The sequence below is a fragment of the Psychrobacter immobilis genome, assembly GCF_904846225.1.
GTDB classification, from domain to species: Bacteria; Pseudomonadota; Gammaproteobacteria; order Pseudomonadales; family Moraxellaceae; genus Psychrobacter; species Psychrobacter immobilis_F.
This window is the reverse complement of the sequence record NZ_CAJGZJ010000005.1, coordinates 160,271-179,270: the sequence shown is the minus strand read 5'-3', so window position 1 is coordinate 179,270 and position 19,000 is coordinate 160,271. Positions and strand designations below refer to the sequence as shown.

11 protein-coding genes are annotated in these 19,000 nt (G+C 45.6%); 1 reads left to right on the top strand and 10 read right to left on the bottom strand.

Annotation, left to right across the window (positions count from 1 at the left end; all coding sequences use genetic code 11):
- Positions 1 to 14: 14 nt before the first annotated feature.
- The 6 genes from JMX48_RS05895 to JMX48_RS05870 form a co-directional block, all read right to left on the bottom strand.
- Positions 15 to 1,811 carry an IucA/IucC family protein gene (locus tag JMX48_RS05895; RefSeq protein WP_201535456.1) on the bottom strand — a complete coding sequence of 599 codons (1,797 nt, stop codon included), beginning with the start codon at positions 1,809 to 1,811 and terminating at the stop codon, positions 15 to 17.
- A complete protein-coding gene (locus JMX48_RS05890) occupies positions 1,798 to 3,315 on the bottom strand; it encodes a pyridoxal phosphate-dependent decarboxylase family protein (protein WP_201535455.1) in 1,518 nt (505 codons plus the stop codon). Before JMX48_RS05890 ends, JMX48_RS05895 begins: the two co-directional genes overlap by 14 nt.
- Positions 3,316 to 3,448: 133 nt before the next feature.
- Entirely contained in the window at positions 3,449 to 4,798 is a 1,350-nt protein-coding gene (locus tag JMX48_RS05885) for a diaminobutyrate--2-oxoglutarate transaminase family protein (RefSeq protein ID WP_201535453.1), read from the bottom strand.
- Between the two features lie 407 nt (positions 4,799 to 5,205).
- Complete coding sequence (gene fhuB / locus JMX48_RS05880; protein WP_227687918.1) at positions 5,206 to 7,464, bottom strand: Fe(3+)-hydroxamate ABC transporter permease FhuB; 2,259 nt, start codon at positions 7,462 to 7,464, stop codon at positions 5,206 to 5,208.
- On the bottom strand, positions 7,461 to 8,468 hold the full coding sequence (locus JMX48_RS05875) for an ABC transporter substrate-binding protein (RefSeq protein ID WP_201535451.1): 1,008 nt from the start codon (positions 8,466 to 8,468) through the stop codon (positions 7,461 to 7,463). Before JMX48_RS05875 ends, fhuB begins: the two co-directional genes overlap by 4 nt.
- Before the next feature lie 64 nt (positions 8,469 to 8,532).
- Positions 8,533 to 9,297, bottom strand: a complete 765-nt coding sequence (locus JMX48_RS05870; protein WP_201535449.1) for an ABC transporter ATP-binding protein — start codon at positions 9,295 to 9,297, stop codon at positions 8,533 to 8,535.
- A 245-nt stretch (positions 9,298 to 9,542) separates the two neighbouring features.
- Between JMX48_RS05870 and JMX48_RS05865 the strand changes: the two genes are divergently transcribed.
- Positions 9,543 to 10,724 carry a siderophore-interacting protein gene (locus JMX48_RS05865; protein WP_201535447.1) on the top strand — a complete coding sequence of 394 codons (1,182 nt, stop codon included), beginning with the start codon at positions 9,543 to 9,545 and terminating at the stop codon, positions 10,722 to 10,724.
- Between the two features lie 39 nt (positions 10,725 to 10,763).
- Here JMX48_RS05865 and cobA read toward each other — a convergent pair whose 3' ends face one another.
- The 4 genes from cobA to JMX48_RS05845 all read right to left on the bottom strand — a co-directional run bounded on the left by cobA (position 10,764) and on the right by JMX48_RS05845 (position 18,911).
- Positions 10,764 to 11,627, bottom strand: coding sequence for a uroporphyrinogen-III C-methyltransferase (gene cobA, locus JMX48_RS05860; protein ID WP_201535444.1), 864 nt, complete (start codon positions 11,625 to 11,627; stop codon positions 10,764 to 10,766).
- A gap of 133 nt (positions 11,628 to 11,760) precedes the next feature.
- Positions 11,761 to 15,111 (bottom strand): nitrate reductase, encoded by a 3,351-nt coding sequence (locus JMX48_RS05855; RefSeq protein WP_201535441.1) that lies wholly within the window; start codon positions 15,109 to 15,111, stop codon positions 11,761 to 11,763.
- The gene (locus JMX48_RS05850; RefSeq protein WP_201535438.1) at positions 15,108 to 16,661 is read right to left on the bottom strand and encodes an NAD(P)/FAD-dependent oxidoreductase; all 1,554 of its coding nucleotides are present in this window, start codon (positions 16,659 to 16,661) and stop codon (positions 15,108 to 15,110) included. Before JMX48_RS05850 ends, JMX48_RS05855 begins: the two co-directional genes overlap by 4 nt.
- Positions 16,662 to 16,730: 69 nt before the next feature.
- The gene (locus JMX48_RS05845; protein WP_320158142.1) at positions 16,731 to 18,911 is read right to left on the bottom strand and encodes a bifunctional serine/threonine-protein phosphatase/kinase; all 2,181 of its coding nucleotides are present in this window, start codon (positions 18,909 to 18,911) and stop codon (positions 16,731 to 16,733) included.
- Positions 18,912 to 19,000 lie beyond the last annotated feature (89 nt).

Sequence of the window (19,000 nt, the reverse complement as noted above, 5' to 3'; positions counted from 1 at the left end):
TTTTCTGCTTTACCCTAAGCGCTCATAGGATTCGCAATGTCTACATAAATAGACTGGGTTTCCACAGGCGCGGTCAACTCATCTAAAGCATGAAGTCTGGTGAGCAGATTGCCTTTGAACGGTAATGTAGGACTGCGTAGCAATAGATCGAATAAAGAGCGGTGTGGATACTGTTTTTCTAGCATGACGAGACAGTCTCGAAACGTTGCTAATAAAGCCGTTTCACTGACAAGCTGCGTGCGAGCAATCGCTGTAATAAGACCAAAGATCGTATTGCCCACTAAGTAATAAGCCACGCGTGAATCGGCAAAATCTTCTGGAATGACGCACTCACCTTCACTGATAAGCTCGGGATACGCATCAATAAGTGGCATGGCATATTCAGCAATATAACCAAATCCTTGATTGTCCCTCGCCCAAAATTTGGCAGGATAACCATCTTTTAGCTCTATCAAGCTATTTTGTTGATGCACCTCAAACCCAATACCGTGCTGATAATACAGATGAATAAGCGGTATAAAACCCACTTGTAAGTAGGTATCGAACCATTCAGTAGCAACCTTGTCCAAAGGCTGATTGGTACACTGATGAATAGATTGAAATAAAGTCGCCAAGCGGTTGGTGAGACGGGTGGGATGATCTTGGCTTAAACTTGCCAAATTGGTGACTTGCATTGATTGAGTAAAAGGATTATCACGTAGGATGCAGATGGTCTCATCGATGATTTTGCCGTTGATCCGTAAGGCAATCCAAGCGGGATCATTCAGTACCGCGATCGTAGGGTATTCAGTACCCAACTGCGTACCATAGTCGCTACGCCATATCCGGCAAGCATGCATACCGCGCTTACATTCTTTGGGCAAATTGATACGCACAGAATTGGTAATCGCCACAGATAATGACAGTTTAAACATCCAAGGGGCGTCAAATGCTGCAAGCGTGCGCACCGATGTCGTCGGATGCAAATACCATCCAAGTGCACCCAAATCAAAAAGCTGACCGCTCTCCACGAGCTGCTGATACCATGGTTGTTGCTGCAAAAATGTCGCTTGCCAAGGATGTAGTGGCAACAATTTATGCTCAGGGTTTTGCGCTATCAATTGTTGCTGATAATCGCTCATATCAGCCACTAGCTTTTCCTTTAGCTCTGCTGTGATGCTATCGCCATCAACGAACTCTTCAATAATATAGTCCGAATGTACCAGCCAATAATTCAGCTGGGTTTTGCTGTTGGTCTCGGGCGCATACTTTGCCCATTCAGCACCATAAAAACCTGCTCGACCTTTGGGTGTTGGATGCATCGCATGTCCATAAATCAGACTTTGCTCAGTTTGAATAAAATCCTGCTTGTCATCAACAATGTCATCAATCTCATCATTACGATGCTCTAAAATAATCTGTAGCCCTTCATAACTCTCAAGCCAGCGCTTAAGCACCCCATTGCCATCTAGCGTGACGTCATCTTTATGTTGATGGACGATATCTTCAATAATAAAAGACGCTAGACTCATGGCAGAAGGTTTCAGCCACTGATGTTCATGCTGATGCTCATTTAATGAGGCTGCACTTAATACAGAGGGCGTATCAGCAAAACGGTGCTGACCCAATTGGCTGACTCTATCCACAGGGACAGCCATAACCGTATTGTGCGGTGCAAGGTTCAATAGCAAAATAGGCTTATTTTGTGAGATTTGCTGTTGCAGCGCATTCTGCTCGTCTATCTGTATAATTTTGCCCCGCCCTGTCTCATAACTATAAGCATTCACTAAATTTTGTAGCGTCAAGCGATCAAGCGTTTTATGTTGCATCATCGTGTTGTCCTTCAGAAACCTTGAGTCGATCAAAGCCAGCGACAGCCACCTGTTCAAGGATGGCATTGATATCGCTGGCTTGGGTATTAGGGTTTAAAATAGTGAATTTTAGGCAAAGTTGCTGACCCAATTGAGTGGTCGCCACATTAGCAATATTATTAATCAATAAGTCTTGGGCAATTTGGCGATTCAATTGAGACAGTTGCTTGTCAGATAACGCGGTGTTTTTTGGTTTAAAGTAAAATAAAACACTGCTAATAATAGGCTGGTGCATTAACACAAAATCGGTGTGATCTTCAATCAACTCTGCCGCTTGTCTGGCAATATCAAGACAGGCATCAATCAGTGCGCCGTAATCATCAGTTCCTAATAAATCAAGCGCCATCCACAGCTTTAGCGCATCGAATCGACGGGTGGTTTGCAGAGAATAAGTGACCAAATTAGGGATATTGTCTTTTTCATCATCAGAAGAATTGAGGTACTCGCTATGGTGACGAATGCTCTCAAAATTTTGTTGATCGCGTAATAAAAAAGCGCCACAACTGATAGGCAAAAAGAAATGCTTGTGAAAATCCAAAGTAATCGAATCTGCCTCTTGAATACCATCAATGAGATGACGATAGCGCTGAGACAGTAGTAAAGCCCCGCCCCATGCCGCATCCACATGCAGCCATATCTGAGCAGTACGACAAACCTTGGCGATGCCTGTTAAGTCATCAATAGCGCCCAAATCCGTCGTGCCAGCGGTTGCTACCACTGCCATCACATTGTCTACGCCGATCTCTTCTATTCTCTGCTGTAGATGCGATGTGAGCATAGCGCCATTTGAATCGGTGTCTACCTTTTCAACACACTGTACGCCAAGCCCTAGTAAGGCCGCGTTTTTTTCGATAGAAAAGTGCGCTTGGTCTGAGCATAAGATGGTGCCACGGGGTTGACCCATCATTCCTTGTTTTTGTACGTCAATTCCTTTGGCTGCATAAAATTTATTGCGCGCCAGCAATAAACCCATCAGATTGCTTTGTGTACCGCCGCTGGTAAAGATGCCACCCGACTGACGAGTGTATTCGCTATCAGTCTGCGCGCTGGTTTGAGACGCAACCCCTTTATCAAATTGACATCGCCGACACAGCCACTCAACCAAATCTTTTTCAATATAAGTGGCTGCAGGGCTTTGATTCCAAGAGTCCATGCTTTGATTAGTCGCGGCAATGATCATTTCCGCCATTTGACCAATCAGCAAAGTGGGCGGATGCAAATGTGCCAAACAATGACGATGCGCAGTGGACACGCAACCGGGCAAAAAACTGGCTTGTATATCTGCCAATATGGCCTCAATATCTCGCCCATTTTCGCTAATATGGACGGTACTAGCCGCTTGTACTTGTTGCGGCGTTCCTCCTGAATATACGTTATTATCATCCAGCCATCGCTTGATGACGGTACTCGTTTTATGCATGTGTGTGAGGTATTGCTCACTGGTTTGCTCATTTAATAAATGCAAAGTATTCTCACCAGTCTATTCTGTGGCTCTATTGAAGTTAGATAAGCGGCCATTCTCATTCATTAATTTTGTCAATTGCTTTTATCATGGTGATCAGTTTTTTAAGACAAAATAATATGGAAAATATGGCGTGTTAAGCATTGTCTTGCAGCGCGCTATCCAGTTTTTCTAATACTTGTCGCAGCTCATCCTTTGTCACATTGAGCGGCGGTAACAAACGTAGCACTGTACCGCTTCGTCCACCTTTTTCGATAACCAAGCCGTGTCTAAAACAGGCCTGTTGGATGCTTGCAGCCACAGCACTGTCCGCAGGATGGCTACCATCAGTCTGTTTGGGTAAGCTCGGATCTATAATCTCCATACCGATCATCAACCCTCGACCTCTGATATGACCAATTCTGGGATAGCGTTGTTGTAGCGTTTTTAGCTCCGACATAAACCATGCACCGATCTCAGACACATAAGTTGCCATGTCGTTCTCTTTGAGATATTCAAGGGTGGCAAGACCCGTTGCCATCGCTAACTGATTGCCACGGAACGTGCCAGAATGATTGCCCGCTTGCCATGCATCGTATTGTTTTTTGATACCGAGTACTGCCAAGGGTAAACCGCCGCCAATGGCTTTTGACATAACGATCATATCGGGATCGATGTCTGCATATTGATAGGCAAACCAGCGTCCCGTACGGCAAAATCCTGTTTGCACCTCATCGATAATTAATAAAATATCAAGCTCTTTGGTCACGCGGCGCACCTGCTTTAGCCACTCTATTGGCGCAGGATTGACTCCGCCCTCTCCCTGAATCACTTCTAAAATGACCGCTGCTGGTTTGACCACACCGCTCTCTACATCTTTTAGAAAGTTTTCAAAATACGTAATATGCGCACTGACACTTTGTTCAGAGGACAAGCCAAAAGCGCAGCGATAAGCATTGGGATATGGCAAAAACTGTACAGGACTCATAAGCCCCTCAATGCCTTGCTTGGGAGCCAGATTACCCGTCACCGCAAGCGCGCCATGAGTCATGCCATGATAGCCACCACTAAAGCTGACGATACCTGAGCGACCAGTGACTTGTTTTGCCAATTTAATCGCAGCTTCCACCGCATCAGCACCTGTCGGCCCGCAAAACTGCAAGCAATATTCATCGCGATTGGTCGCCAAAAGCGTGTACATGAACTCGCTGAATTTGTCTTTTAATGGCGTAGTAATGTCTAAAGTATGCATTGGCAGATTGCTGTCCAAAAGCTGTTTGATGCTCTCAGTGACGACAGGATGATTGTGTCCAAGCGCGAGCGTCCCTGCTCCAGATAGGCAATCTATATATTTATTACCTTCAACATCGGTAATCCAAACGCCTGATGCCGACTGAATCGCAAAAGGCAATTTGCGAGGATAACTGCGCACCTTTGACTCAAACTGCGCTTGGCGATTTAAATAGTTTTTGTTGTTGTTTTTTTCTTTTGAGAAAGACGTAGACATAGTATCAAACCTTATTCGCTATTAATTAATAAAAACGAATGATAATAAAAATGATAACCATTATCATTTGAGAGGCGTATTATTGACGACCGATGCCTCACTGTCAACCTTGTTTATTTATTTTTAAGTGTTCGTACTGAGAATTTCTTTAAGCGTATGAAAAGATTGATTTTAATAAAAACTGTTGATAAATCAATGATAAACACTTGTAGGCATAAAGCTATTTGCTTGCCATTGATTTATAGTTAGTCCTGAATAAAAGAGAGACAAATATAGCAATACGATACTCGTATCTCTTTTCTTGATTGCGATGCCTACGCAGATAGAGGCTACGCAAAATGTATTTCAGTATCACTATACTTATTTTATATTGAATCCACTATATCTCTACTTTTTCTTACAGAAAACTATCGACTCACCGCCATGGGTACTTTACGAATTAGCCATAAGAAATAAGCGCCGCCAATGATGGCAGCAATCGTACCAGCAGGCAGCTCATAAGGAAAAATGACATAACGTCCGATCCAGTCGGCTAACACCATTACGCCTGCCCCTAATAATGCCGCCAAAGGCAATTGACGCTCAAGCCTTACTGCCCCAAGTGAGGTCGCCAAATGCGGCACCATCAAGCCAATAAAACTCAGTGGCCCCACCGCAAGCGTACTGGCGGTACTAAGGGCTGCCACCAATACCAATAGTGCCATCGTCACGGGAGTGACTGCCACGCCCAAATTGCGAGCGACGCCTGTCCCCAAACCAAGAACACGTAAGGGTTTAATAAGTAATAAGCTCAATATAAATAAGATAAAAGCAATGCCAATGAGATACCACACGGTACTAGGCTGGGCACTATAAGTCGTGCCTGATAACCAGCTGAGCATCGCCTCTAAACGCGGGTCACCCGACAGCTTAACCATATGCATCACCCCATCCATCATGGCCGCAATACCGATGCCGACCAATAACAGATAGCCTGAGCTTACCCTCCGTGCCAGCCAAATAATTAACAATAGCACTGCCATGGCGCCAGACAATCCTGAAATCAATAAAGTACCTGATCCAGAAGATAGCCCCAAGCTTGGCAGTAGCAAAAACCCTAAAATAACCCCAAGTGCGGCTCCTGAGCTTACCCCTAATACCTCTGGACTTGCCATCGGATTGCGCGTGAGCGTTTGTAATAGTACGCCAGCGACCGCCAGCATGAGACCCGTTGCGGCTGCACTTAAACTGCGAGGCAATCGATACTGCTGGGTAATTGCCCAATCGGTGCTCAGTCCCCATCCACTGATATCTTGCACAAAAAGGCAAGCCAGTATGATCATTACGACTACGCCAAGACCCCAGCGCCAAAATGCGACAGGCGTATTGTTGCCCGCAAGCGTTGGAATCACGGTTTCTATTCGTTCACGGCGCTGGCGTAAGATTAACCAGATAATAAGCGGCGCACCAAGAATGCCCGTCATCGCTCCTGCTGGAATTTGCATACTCAATATCGGCTCAAGTAATAAAGCCACATTACTGGTGAGCCATAAAAGCAGCGCGCCTAAACCAAAGGCAGCAGCCAAACGTTTGCTAATGGAGGAGATGCCGAGTGCATTGACTAAGCTAGCAGCGCCAAGACCGATAAAACCAATCAGACCAACTTCACTGACCACCAAAGCCGTTACGATCGCCACGATGAGCACCACTATGGCGCGTATACCGTTGATAGGCACACCCAAACGCTTGGCTTGCGAATCATCCAAACTCATCAAAGTCAATGGCTTTAATAAAGGCAAGCACACGACCATCATCACGACTGCGGTAATCGCCAGCATCACACTGGTATGCCAGCTGTTTTGTGCCAAAAAACCTGCTGCCCATGACAACATGCCATTGCTACGCTCAGCGAAAAATAACACCAAAACGTTAGCGACAGCAGCGAGCAAAATATTTACTACCAAACCCGCCAATATTAAAATTAAAGGATTAAATCGACTGGGTGCGGACAAAGCAAAGACCAGTCCCATACTGATGATTGCACCGACAAAGGCGACATAAATACCGCCATAAATCGCTAAGCTTGGCAAAAACAGCGTCACAATCAGCATCGCCAATTGTGCGCCCACGCCCACACCCAATGTGGTGTCTGACGCAAGCGGGTTTTTGACCAATTGCTGTAGCAAGATACTAACCACGCCCAGCAGCCCGCCTGCCAATACCGCCACGACACTGGTCGCCACGAGATGTAGCTGTGTCGCCATACTGGCAATATCCAACTGCGAGCTTGGGGTAAATAACTCGCCAAACGGTCGCGCCCATTCTTGATTAATTAAAGCCCAACTGCTCCATACTGACAGCACCATGAGTATGATAAGCGTTGCCCACAGTCGCCATGAAGTAGCCGCCAATAGAGCGTTTTTTTGCTGCGGCGAGTTTGGTGGCGTGCTGGGTAATTTTTGATTTGATTTTGACAGTGACTTAGATGATGGCTTGGATAATGGCTTGGATGAATCAAGCGACTGAGAATCAGAAAGTGACGTCATAGATTTGGCATTATTATTAATAGTATTATCGAGATTAGGGCTATCAGCACTGGTACTATTGGTATGAGCGCTGTTGGTATTAGTATTGCTGTTATGAGGGTTATGAGGGTGACTAGGATGATTGGCGGTATTTATGGTCATAACGCAGCTCCCCCTTTTAATTCAATCGTTGATAAATTGTTTGCCAAGCCTACCAGTGATGACATGCCACCATAAATCCATACTGGCGGTAGCTCACCCACACAGCGATTACTGCCGTAGCTTAAGCGTTGCCAAATCAGACTGTCTTTAATCTCCGCCCTCGTTATGGGACTAAGTGGGTCTATAATTAATAAGCAAACATCATCTTCTAACTGCGCCAAATCGCCCATTCGTATAGGAACGAAGCCATAGCTATTACCTTTGCCCAGTACCACAAGCTCTTTTTGCATTTGGGTCAGTGCAGGTTGAAACAAACTATTGGCGACATACATGCGCATATTATTGGCATCAGCAAACTGCACAACAGCGAATTTCTTGATTTTTGGGTAGCGCTGTTGCAGGCGCTTGCCAGCAAGGTCTATGTCTTTATGACTTTTGACAATATAGTCTTCTGCCAATTTAGGCTCATTAATCAGCTTGCCCAGTTTTTGAGTCGGTCGGCTATAGTCCGCCCAAGTCGCCGTCTCGCCTTGAGCCGCGAACACAATAGACTCTGCGGGCACGTCGCCATACAGATTTCGGGCGTGTTCATAAAAAAAGTTATCCACGACCATGTCAACAGGCAACTGAGCGATTAATTCGGCGTTGGGCTGATAGCGAATGCCGACATCGACCGTTGAAGTCGGCAGTTTGGGCGTGCCCACCCATCTGTCCCACACTCTGACATCGCCTGTTGCAATCGGCGGATAGCCCATCGCCGTTAACGTCGCCGCATTACCCCAATCAGGAGAGGCAATATTAATTTTAACGTTGGGGAACATATCTTTTTGAGTGGCTTTTTGCTCAGTGATGGGTTGCTGACAAGCAGTGAGTGCGGTGGCTAGTGCCAACGTTGCTATGATAGATAAGTACTTTTTTTTAACCTTAGCAGCACTTAAGCGATCAGTTATAGAAGGTTTTTCTAGCAGTCGAGAGGACTTAACTTTGTGCAGGACAGAAAACATAACAGTCTATCTTTTTAGGCGAATATGAAGGCAGCAAGTGAAAAACAAGCAGAAAAATCAGATATTAAGCGACGGCGACAGGCTGTCCTGTGATCGGATGACTGAGCAGCTGCATGTCTACGTTAAAGATATTACGCAATATGTCGGGTTGCATGGTGCTTTTGATATCACCATTGTGGCAAACACGACCATTTTTTAGGGCGATGATTCGATCTGCATACTGTGCTGCCAGATTAATATCATGCACGATAATGACCACACTCAAACCCTGCTCATCGACCAAACGACGAATAAGCTGAATCACCTCGAGCTGATAATGCATATCAAGCGCTGCTAATGGCTCATCGAGCAATAGATATCGGGTGTCTTGTGCCAAACACATGGCAAGCCACACTCGGGCGCGCTCTCCGCCTGAGAGCGTGGTCGTTGTACGGTCAGCGAACGCCTCTACTTGGGTGATACGCATCGCTTGTGCGACTTTGTCTTTGTCAATTTGATTTGGTTTTTGTAGCCACTTTTGATGAGGGTAACGCCCTAACATAACCAGCTCGTGCACGGTGAATCCAGCTGCATCCGGCAGTTGCTGCGGCAAATAGGCCATTTGCTTAGCCAGCTCTTTACTACTGTAATCGTTAATATGGCGATCATCTAAGCTGACACTACCGCCATTGCTTGTCATCTCCCCTGCTAACGCTTTGATTAATGTCGATTTTCCTGAGCCATTGTGTCCCACTAAGGCGATCAATTCATTGGTATCTAACTCACAGCTCACATTGTCTAATAAGGTATTACCTTGACGACTGATGGTCAGTTGGTTTGCACGTAACATATAGATACTCGTCATTAATTAAAGTCGTTGTAGTCGCTTCACTCTGGGCAAGATACTTTGCGACTGGCATAAATCTTGTGCCGCTGTATAAAGCGATTGACGTATCGGTTTTATTTCGGACGGCTTATAGATTTGTATTGAAAACCCAATAAAAAGTGATTTTACTAGTAAATGATAATTAAAACAATTATCATTTACTTAATATTAATTTTCTCTATCATTTATTATTGCTCGTGAGTATAACTATGACGCATTCTATTGCCACTACTAACAACCTCTTTGATACTCAAAAAAACGCATACACCCCTTTAAACTCTCCTGAGCTTGCGAGTACCATCGATCATATTAATGAGGAGCATTACGACGAGCTGCTTGAATTTTTGACAGCCTTTACCTCTATGACGTCAGAGGATCTGATTGATGCAAACGTACAATTGACCGATGTTTATACTGAGGCAATTGCCTTACAGGTACAGTTTGAAGACGCAAAAAAAGCATCTAATCAGTTTTACGACCAGACGTTTTTTATACCTTTCGCCTCACCTATCACACATTACAACGACTTAAACACCCAGTATATTTTGCTCAAACAAAAATCAGATAAAAAACTTGGCAAAAAAACCATCAAACTGACCAAGCAGACTTTTACAGTACAGGACAGTTATAAAGTCAGTGAAAACATGCTGCGTCTAGAACTGATTGGGCCTACGCTAAATGCCGATGGCAAAAATGTAATCCCTGTTGATGAGGCGGGCTATGCCTATTTGTTTGATTTAGCGCATAATATCGCTGCTTCAAAAACTGATGACGATATCGCCTCGCGCGCGCGTGCCCATCGCTATTACACGTTAAGAAAAGCGTGGCAAACCTCAGATAATATACAAGCATGGGTCGATGTTTTTTTGCATGGGGATACGCTGGGCGGTAATTGGGCGAGCGCGCTGCAAGTAGGTGATACGGTCGTGAGTAAACGCGAGTTCCCTGAAAAGATTGCGCATTTGCGTGACGGTCAAGCCTTATTGATTGCTGATGAAACCTCGATGCCCACCGTCGCCCGTTTACTGGAGCTTTGGGACAATCCTACGCCGCCTTTGGTGCTTTGTGCCACACAAGATGCAGCCGATCAAGCGTATTTTGATGCGGTTAAAATAGGCAGTGATAAGACGAACGAAAATACTGAACATCGGATAAGCACTAACTTTACAGTGTTGCCATTAGTAACAGGTCAGGTCAATTCAGGACAAGATTTAGCCGTGTTAATTGATAATGTATTGGCCGAATATCTGACCACTCATCCTCTGAAAATTGACAAAGTGTGGGGCGGCTTAGAAGCGGGTACGGCTAAAGCACTTCGGGGGCTGATCCAACAAAGGCTAGCATTAGAGCGTACCGATTCGGTTATTAAGGTCTATTGGCGTAAGGATTAATAACTTATTAGCGTCTCTTGTGAATGACTGATGTATTCCTTACACATAGCTGACATCCAAAGCCTCAGACAGTGTCGCCAAATTATAATCTGCAAACTCTCCATGCAAAGTGACCACATCGCCCATAATCAGTAATGCTGGTGTGGGCAGATTGGCAAATGCTTGCTGTTCGGCGATATCTTTTAACGTTCCGATAAGCACTTGCTGGGTGGGTAGGCTGGCGTGACTGATGATCGCAAAGGGTGTTTCACTGTCTCGACCTGCTGCTATCAGACCTTTTGTCATCTCATCCAACCGATGCAGTCCCATATAAAAAACGACTGTCTGAGTGCTGTCTAGCAGCTCGCTATAGTCCTCGTTGGGTGCGCCCAGTTTTTTGCAGGCTGTGACAAACTGAACAGATTGGGCATGATCGCGGTGTGTCAGCGGTATACCCGCTCGACTTGCGGCAGCACTTGCAGCGGTGATACCCGGAATAGACTCAAAACAAATACCATGACGCACCACTTCTTGGATCTCCTCACCCCCACGTCCAAAAATAAAAGGATCACCGCCTTTTAGTCTCACCACTATTTTATTGGCCAGCGCATGTTTGACGAGTAGCTCGTTGATATCTTCTTGTGGTAGCGCATGATTGGCACGGCGTTTGCCGACGAATATTTTTTCGGCAGTGCATGCACACATATCCAAAATATCTTCCGAAACCAAACTATCATACAGCACCACATCAGCGCGCTGCATTACTTTCAATGCTTTTAAAGTCAATAATTCAGGATCGCCAGATCCAGCACCCACCAAATATACCACGCCTTTTTTATTAGGTATGCTTGTGCTTTCTGCACAATTTTGACCCGTTAAAACGTACGATGCACTTTCTGAAATAAAAGCAGATAAATGACTCATGGTAATAGCTCCTGATGGCGATGTGAATGCTGCAAAGTAGGTCACTAAAAATAAAGCCATTGATAAAAAAATCCAAACTTGGCTAGTTTTCAGTAATACATTAGCAGCTGCAAGCGACGTGCCAGCTGGTTGATTAAGCTTGTTCTAATTGAACATACGCTGTGATCAATTCATTAATCTGGCTCACACACGACCCACAATTAGTACCTGCTCGGCACTGTGCCCCGACTGCCATCGCACTGTTACAACCATGCTTAGTAATGGCCTCGATGATGATATTTTCTCCTACTGACATGCACGAACAAACCAATGCACCCGGATCAATATAACCACTGGCAGGACGCCCAGCCAATAACCATTTATAACGCTGGCTGAGAGGAATCTGACTGGTGTCAGCAAAGCAGCTGTCGAGCCAATGAATACTGGGTAACGCCGCTAGCGTTGGCGCAAGATAAATGGCCATGACAAGCTGCTCATTAGCCCTTTGATTGTCCTCTGTTAAGTCGCTTGTTAAATCGTTTGCCACATCACTGTTTGACACCGTTTCATGGGTAGATTGAGTCATGATTAAGCGCAATTGATCGTGTTGCTTGTCGACGGTAAATGCCGTATTAATCGTATTCGCCTGTGATGTTAATTGCCCTAATGATTGCACAGATTGTGCAAGGTGCTGCCAAAACTCAGAAGTATTCAGCCTATCACTGAGACTCTTGCTCGGACTGGCAAAATTAATCAATACGCTATTCACTTGATGGCTTAAGTTCCAAGTAATTACTGGTAATTGTCTTGCCGAATTTTTATTTGTAGAAGCGCTGCTTGTAGAAGCGTTGTTTATAGAATCAGTATTTTTAGAAATGGTACTTGAATAAACGGTATTTACACTTGCGCTGTTTCTCTTTTTCGACGACTCTATCTGCTCTGTTTTTGCCTCAAAATTGTCCAAAATAGTACGCAGTTGCCCTATAACGGTGTCTTGCCAGTCAGGATGCACCAAAATCTTGCCGAACGTGTGCATTGGCACTGCTGTGATGCTGATGGCTGAGTTTTTGAGCTCGGGCTGTCCTGAGTGGGGATCAACGACCGTTGGAATCAGGGTGCCCATACGGGCGAAGCTAGCAAACGCATTGCTCCAGTGCATCGGCATAAATGCATCACCAACTCGCATCGCATCGCTTATCGCCACTTGTACCAGTACGTGACTCGCCTCTTTATCAGCTGTCACGCCTATTTCATACTGACGATGAAGTTGGACAAAATCATCCGTCTCCACACCAAGCTGACTGGCATCATCAGGATGTAGCGTCACTACTGGCGATGATTGATGTTGATTTAACTGCGGGGCTAGACCCGTGCGCGTCATAGTATGCCACTGATCGCGCAGCCTACCAGTAATGAGTCTCAGGTCAATGGTTGACTCATTTAGTCTTGGCAATATATCTGTATACTGGCGCTTGTATCGTCGCTTTTGCTGGTGCCGATTGGGCACGCTAGCCTCATTATCAGGCGTGATGGCGATCAACTGCACTTTGGTACAAGAGAGCGTTTGGCGAGTGGCGTCATTGACTGATTTATTTAAATACTCAGTTGTCGTCTCAATCATTGGAATACGCGTGCCACCCCATTGAAATGGTCGCATCATGTCATAATCTTCATTGCTCAGCGCATTTGGCATACGCCTATGATGGAGAGAATGACTACTATGCTCTGCCGCTGCCATAAAAACAAATAGGTCTTTGGCAAGATTGAGATAACGAGGCTGGTTTTTGATTGATACGGTTTGATTTTTATCATTGCCATAGGCCGTCAATGCCACATGCTCATTGAATATCTCGCTAGGATGTTGATAATCAAATCCTGAAAACCCCATACGCTTGGCGACTTGCGACAATATCCACCAGTCTGGTTTTGCCACACCTACTGCAGGCATTAAAGATCGCTGACGAGAGATACGCCGTTCAGAATTGGTCACTGTTCCTGATTTTTCGCCCCATCCTTGTGCAGGGAGCACAATGTCAGCGCATTTTACCGTATCACTGTCTACAGAGCAGTCAGACACAATTACCAAATCGCATTCGGCCAGCGCTTGGCGGAATTTATCCGCCTCTGGCAAACTCACAACAGGATTGGTCGCCATAATCCAAATGGCCTTGATGCGCCCATCCAAAATAGCGTCCGCCGCATCACAAGCTTTGACACCAACGTCTGAAGCGATAGATTGAGGTGACGCCCAAAAATCTGCCACCAGCTGACGATGATCTCTATTTTCTAAGTCCAAATGAGCGGCCAGCAAATTGGCAAGCGCACCCACTTCTCGCCCGCCCATCGCATTGGGCTGACCTGTCAGTGAAAACGGACTCGCACCCACTTTACCCACACGCCCCGTATACAGATGCGTATTGATAATAGCATTGACCTTGTCCGTGCCACTTTTGGATTGATTGACACCCATGCTGAACGCGGTCACTGTTTTATCATTGTTAGCAACCCATTCATAAAACTGTCGAATACTATCGGTGGTTACTTGACAAGCGCGCGCCACCTTATCAATCGTCCACTCTTTAGCCGCATTCAACGCCTCATCAATACCCACACTTTGGCTGATATAATCAGTATCTTGGCACCCTTGTTGGTCAAGATACTGTAATAATCCATTGTATAAATGCGTGTCGGTGCCAGCCGCAATGGGCAAGTGCAAATCAGCAAACTCACAAGAGTCCGTACGGCGCGGATCAATCACGATTAGCTTTTTATTCGGGTTCAATTTTTTAGCGGTCAAAAAACGCCCAAAAAGGATGGGATGACACCATGCCATATTTGAGCCGACCAGCACCAATAAATCACAATATTCCAAATCCTCATAATTGCCCGGTACAAGATCTGCGCCAAACGCCCGTTTGTGTCCTGCCACCGCTGATGACATACACAGCCGAGAATTAGAATCGATATTATTGTTGCCTATGAAGCCTTTAATAAACTTATTAGCAACGTAATAGTCTTCAGTCAATAGCTGACCTGAGACATAAAACATAATGCTGTCTCGTCCATGTTTTGCGATAGTGTCATTTAAACGCTCAGCAATATCTCCTAATACCGTGTCCCAATCGGTATTTTCGATAAGTGGCTGCACATCAGACGTGGCTTGAGAATGAGGGCGAGAAGACAGCACTAGCGGCATAGGTTGCTGCTGTTGCATAGACGCCCGCTTGTTTTGATAATAAGGCTGAATTAACCGGCGCTTGCTGCCCAATGTTTGAGCAAGCGCGCTGCCTTTTGAGCATAATTTGCCAAAGTTAGCAGGATGCTCAGGATCTCCTTTGACACTGATTTTTCCTAGCTCATCGATATGGGCTAGGACACCGCAACCGACGCCGCAATAAGGACAGGTCGTGCGAATCGTTTTGGTCAAATCACTAGGCGTGTTTAGCGACGCTTGACCGATATTTTCAGCACTGCTGATGGTGCGCGTGGCAATTGTCTGGCTCATGACACCTCCTCTACCAACTCAGTCACGTCTACTTCGTTATTTGTCCTGTCAGTGGTTGTATCATTTTCAGTGGTTGTATCATTGATAGTCAGCTCCTCTAAATCACAGTAGGCGCTGCCAAAGATTAAATCCCCTTTTATGGGCGATATATCGACGTTATCGGTAATGAGCTGACTGTAAAAACTGCCATCAGTAACGTCACCATAAAGGACCGCACCAACGACTCTATTGTCTTTAAGATAAAGGCAGTGATAATGATTTAAGGTGGGCTGGCGATAAACGAGCGTTTCAATAATCTCAGCATTGCCATCATTAAAGGCAATTTGACCCGCTGAAAATGCTGCCACGCCAGATACTTTTAACTTTAATGACAAGGGTTTGCTGACAAAGGGTATCCAGTGCTCTTTGGATGTTGTATCGTTTGACATCGTATTGTTTAGCCTTGTATCGTGTGGTGCTATGGGCTTTGATATCACGACCTTTTTTAATACCGTCACGAGCGTATCGACTTGCTGATTCACGGGTGCGACCATGCCGAACAGCTCTCCATTTAGCTCGATACATTCTCCAATGGCATATATATGCGGGCAACTGGTGTGCATACAGTCATCTACGATAATACCGCGATTGACATTCATCCCGCTGTCTTTAGCCAAGGAGGTATTGGGCGTTACGCCTACTGCCATCACGATAAAGTCAGCGGGTAAGGTACGACCGTCTTTTAAAACTAGTCCGCATACCTCGTCTGCGTCATTTATGGCGATGGATTCTGTATTTGCAGACACTTCTAGACCAACGCCGCGGCGGCTTAACTCTGCTTGTAACAACTGGGCGGCTGGCCAATCAAGCTGGCGATTGAGCACATAATCGTCCACATGAATCACCGTCATCCTCGCCCCTTGCGCTGACAAAGCACAAGCCGCTTCCAACCCCAGCACGCCGCCACCAATCACCAAACCTGTTTTGCCTTGGCGGGCATACTCAGTCAAGGACTTGACATCAGCCACGTCTCGAAACACATGAACGCCTTTCGCGGTATGATTGGGAAATGGGATCACGCGAGCCGTTGAACCCGTAGCAATGACCAGTTTGGCATAATGGAGTACTTGTCCATTGTCAATCTCGATATGCTGCTGCTCGGTATCAATCGTATCCACGCTTAACCCTGCCAATACCGTGATTCCTAACGCTTCGTAATCTGCTTTATCATATAAATACGTGTCCTCAAACGCTGTTTCTCCGGATAAAACTGGCGACAACATAATGCGGTTGTAGCCCACCTGTGACTCTTTGCTAATCAGAGTAATGGGTAGTGGTATAGCATTGCTTTCTAGATGCAGGCTGTCCAAGTCTTCGTTTTTTGAGTGCTCATGTTTTGAAATTATGCCTTGCTGCTGTGCCCGCGCAAGCTCAATGGCGAAACGGCTGCCCGCCATACCAGCACCGATAATAACAACACCTGCGCTGGTGACTTGCTGGACTGGTCTTTTGGTAGATTCTGTCGTATACGTACCAGATTTGGCGGCAGTTTTTGATGTATGGAGCAACATAAAGCGAAGTTCCTTAGCAGCATAGTGCAGCGTTAAACAAGTGAGGGTGTGTCATTGAAAGCGGGAAATCTATGATAGATAAACCCACAACAATAAAACGATGATGACAGTCTGTATAAAGCAAATGCCATGCCATACCAGTAAAGGATTACTTTTGATGAGCGGCTCAGGGTCGCGACTGCGTGCGCTATTATCAGGATTGAAATCTTGTAAAAACTCACCAATGGCTTGATAGCGAACATTGATATTGGGATGTAACGCCCGCATAAGCGCTTGCTGGCTCACAGGCGGTATATTTTGTTGTCGCAGCGGCTGCGCTGGCATGACGAGCGTATGCTGAGAATTCATCAAATCTTGCGAGCCAAATGGCAATTGTCCTGTCAAAAGCTCATAACCAATCACAGCGATTGAAAATAAATCGGAATGTACCCCTTTTGGTGCATCAGTGTAATACTCTGGTGCAGCGTAATGCAGATCGCCATTGGGTGGCCGCGTACTGTCTTTCAGTATTGATGAGCTGGCAGAGCCAAAATCGATGAGCTTAACCGCGCCTGATTTGGTCAAAAGTACGTTTTCAGGTTTGATATCTTGATGCAAGAGATAATTGCGGTGCATGACTCGAGTTGCCATACCGATTTTGGTGAGTAAATCATAAGTCTGCCATACATCACATGGCGCATGACGCTCTATAAAGTCTCGTAAACTCTCGCCTTCGATATACTCTGTTAAGTGATATAGATACGTGGTGCTGGCGGGTACTGGGTAGTAACGTAGCAGTCCTGAGGCGTTCAATCCAGACCCCATATTGCGATCACTATTTTTGTTTGAATCAGTGACTGGTAAGCGATTTGGATCAGATTGATTATAAGCAGACTCGCCAGCGCGGCGATGCTTTGAAAGACTCAAGCCAATTTTGCGCTCTTGTAAAAAATCACGCAGATAATGACCATCGGCAATGGTATCAAGGCTTGGCGACTTCAACACAAAGTCATTATGGTCTTCATCTTGCACCCGATACACATGACTGCGGGCAGTACGCGCAATGATACTCATGACGGTAAAACCATCAATGCAATCCCCCACCTCTAAATCTGTGGGCAACTGATAGCGATGAATATCATGAGTCGAGTCGCCACCGTTCTCCGAATGAGCATTTGGATTCTTTATTGAGTTTGATAATTTTGGCATCGCATTCATACCCAGCATAATCATACTTAAATTATCATGACTGCCGTCTGCAAAAGCTTGCTCACACACCGTCTGACTGGCATGAAACCCTATGGGTAGTTTGTGCGTTGTAGCCAGCGCCTGACACATATTTGTCGCCGCCGTACACAGCTCAAATGCTAGCTCGACCTCATCGATATGCTCATAAATTCCATCCGTCATTATTGCCAAACATTCGTTTTGGTGTAGCGTAAACACTGATTGTTGCAAATCCACCTGACTATCGGCACCGATAGCGGCCGAAAGCGCTCCTTTGTCCTCCCCTCGACGAATGCGATGATCCTCACTAAGTACGGTCAGACTGTCTACTCCAACACGGTAAATGCGTGAATCTCCGGTATGAAACAGATGAATACGATCACCAATGCACAATAAGCCTGACAGCGTGGACAGTAAAGGCGGCACCCGCTGGTACGCCTGCGGAAAATACAACACATCATTGGCTTTATTTATCGCTAGCCTAATAATTTTCGCAATGTCATCATCATCCAAACCGACAACCATAGTTTGAGATTGATCTTGCGACTTCTGTTGTATGCGCGCCAGTTTTGATAATGCGAATGTTATTTTCTCTGCAACCGTACTAATGACTAGCTGGCTCGCCTGCTTCGGAAACTGGCAAGCACTCACCCCATCTGCCATCAGCACCAACAACGGCGCTGGAAACGTTTCTGTCTTTTTAAGTGAGTTACTTTTGTTTGAGGGATTAGGTTCTGTCGATGTTATGCTCAAAGAATGCGGCAGTAGACAAGTCGTTATCAGTAGACTGTCTTGGTTTTCCGCTTTGCGACCTTTCATCGTAAAAAAATCAAGCTCCCACAAGGCGCTATCTGCACTAGGGTCACTTGATTCAATGGTAGATGACTGACGGTGAGTTTTACTTTCGATGTTTGGGTCGACAGTAGCGTTCTCAGTCATGTCGGCACTTATACTGGCATTAGCGTCATTAATCGCATCAGTACTTGCATCGACACTCAAATCAGCGATTTGCTGACTACTTTTTTGTTTGGCTGTTGTTGGCATAGTATTCACAGTCATCCTTATTGGTTTTTCTCGTATAGTCAAAATGCCGTAAAAACGCTGCGGTACTGCTATTATCAATTTTTCTTGCT

Bases quoted from the DNA above. Each gene is read 5' to 3' on its own strand.
- JMX48_RS05875 (WP_201535451.1), bottom strand. From the start codon at position 8,468: ATGTTTTCTGTCCTGCACAAAGTTAAGTCCTCTCGACTGCTAGAAAAA.
- cobA (WP_201535444.1), bottom strand. From the start codon at position 11,627: ATGAGTCATTTATCTGCTTTTATTTCAGAAAGTGCATCGTACGTTTTA.
- JMX48_RS05865 (WP_201535447.1), top strand. From the start codon at position 9,543: ATGACGCATTCTATTGCCACTACTAACAACCTCTTTGATACTCAAAAA.
- JMX48_RS05895 (WP_201535456.1), bottom strand. From the start codon at position 1,811: ATGATGCAACATAAAACGCTTGATCGCTTGACGCTACAAAATTTAGTG.
- fhuB (WP_227687918.1), bottom strand. From the start codon at position 7,464: ATGACCATAAATACCGCCAATCATCCTAGTCACCCTCATAACCCTCAT.
- JMX48_RS05845 (WP_320158142.1), bottom strand. From the start codon at position 18,911: ATGCCAACAACAGCCAAACAAAAAAGTAGTCAGCAAATCGCTGATTTG.
- JMX48_RS05850 (WP_201535438.1), bottom strand. From the start codon at position 16,661: ATGTTGCTCCATACATCAAAAACTGCCGCCAAATCTGGTACGTATACG.
- JMX48_RS05870 (WP_201535449.1), bottom strand. From the start codon at position 9,297: ATGTTACGTGCAAACCAACTGACCATCAGTCGTCAAGGTAATACCTTA.
- JMX48_RS05885 (WP_201535453.1), bottom strand. From the start codon at position 4,798: ATGTCTACGTCTTTCTCAAAAGAAAAAAACAACAACAAAAACTATTTA.
- JMX48_RS05855 (WP_201535441.1), bottom strand. From the start codon at position 15,111: ATGAGCCAGACAATTGCCACGCGCACCATCAGCAGTGCTGAAAATATC.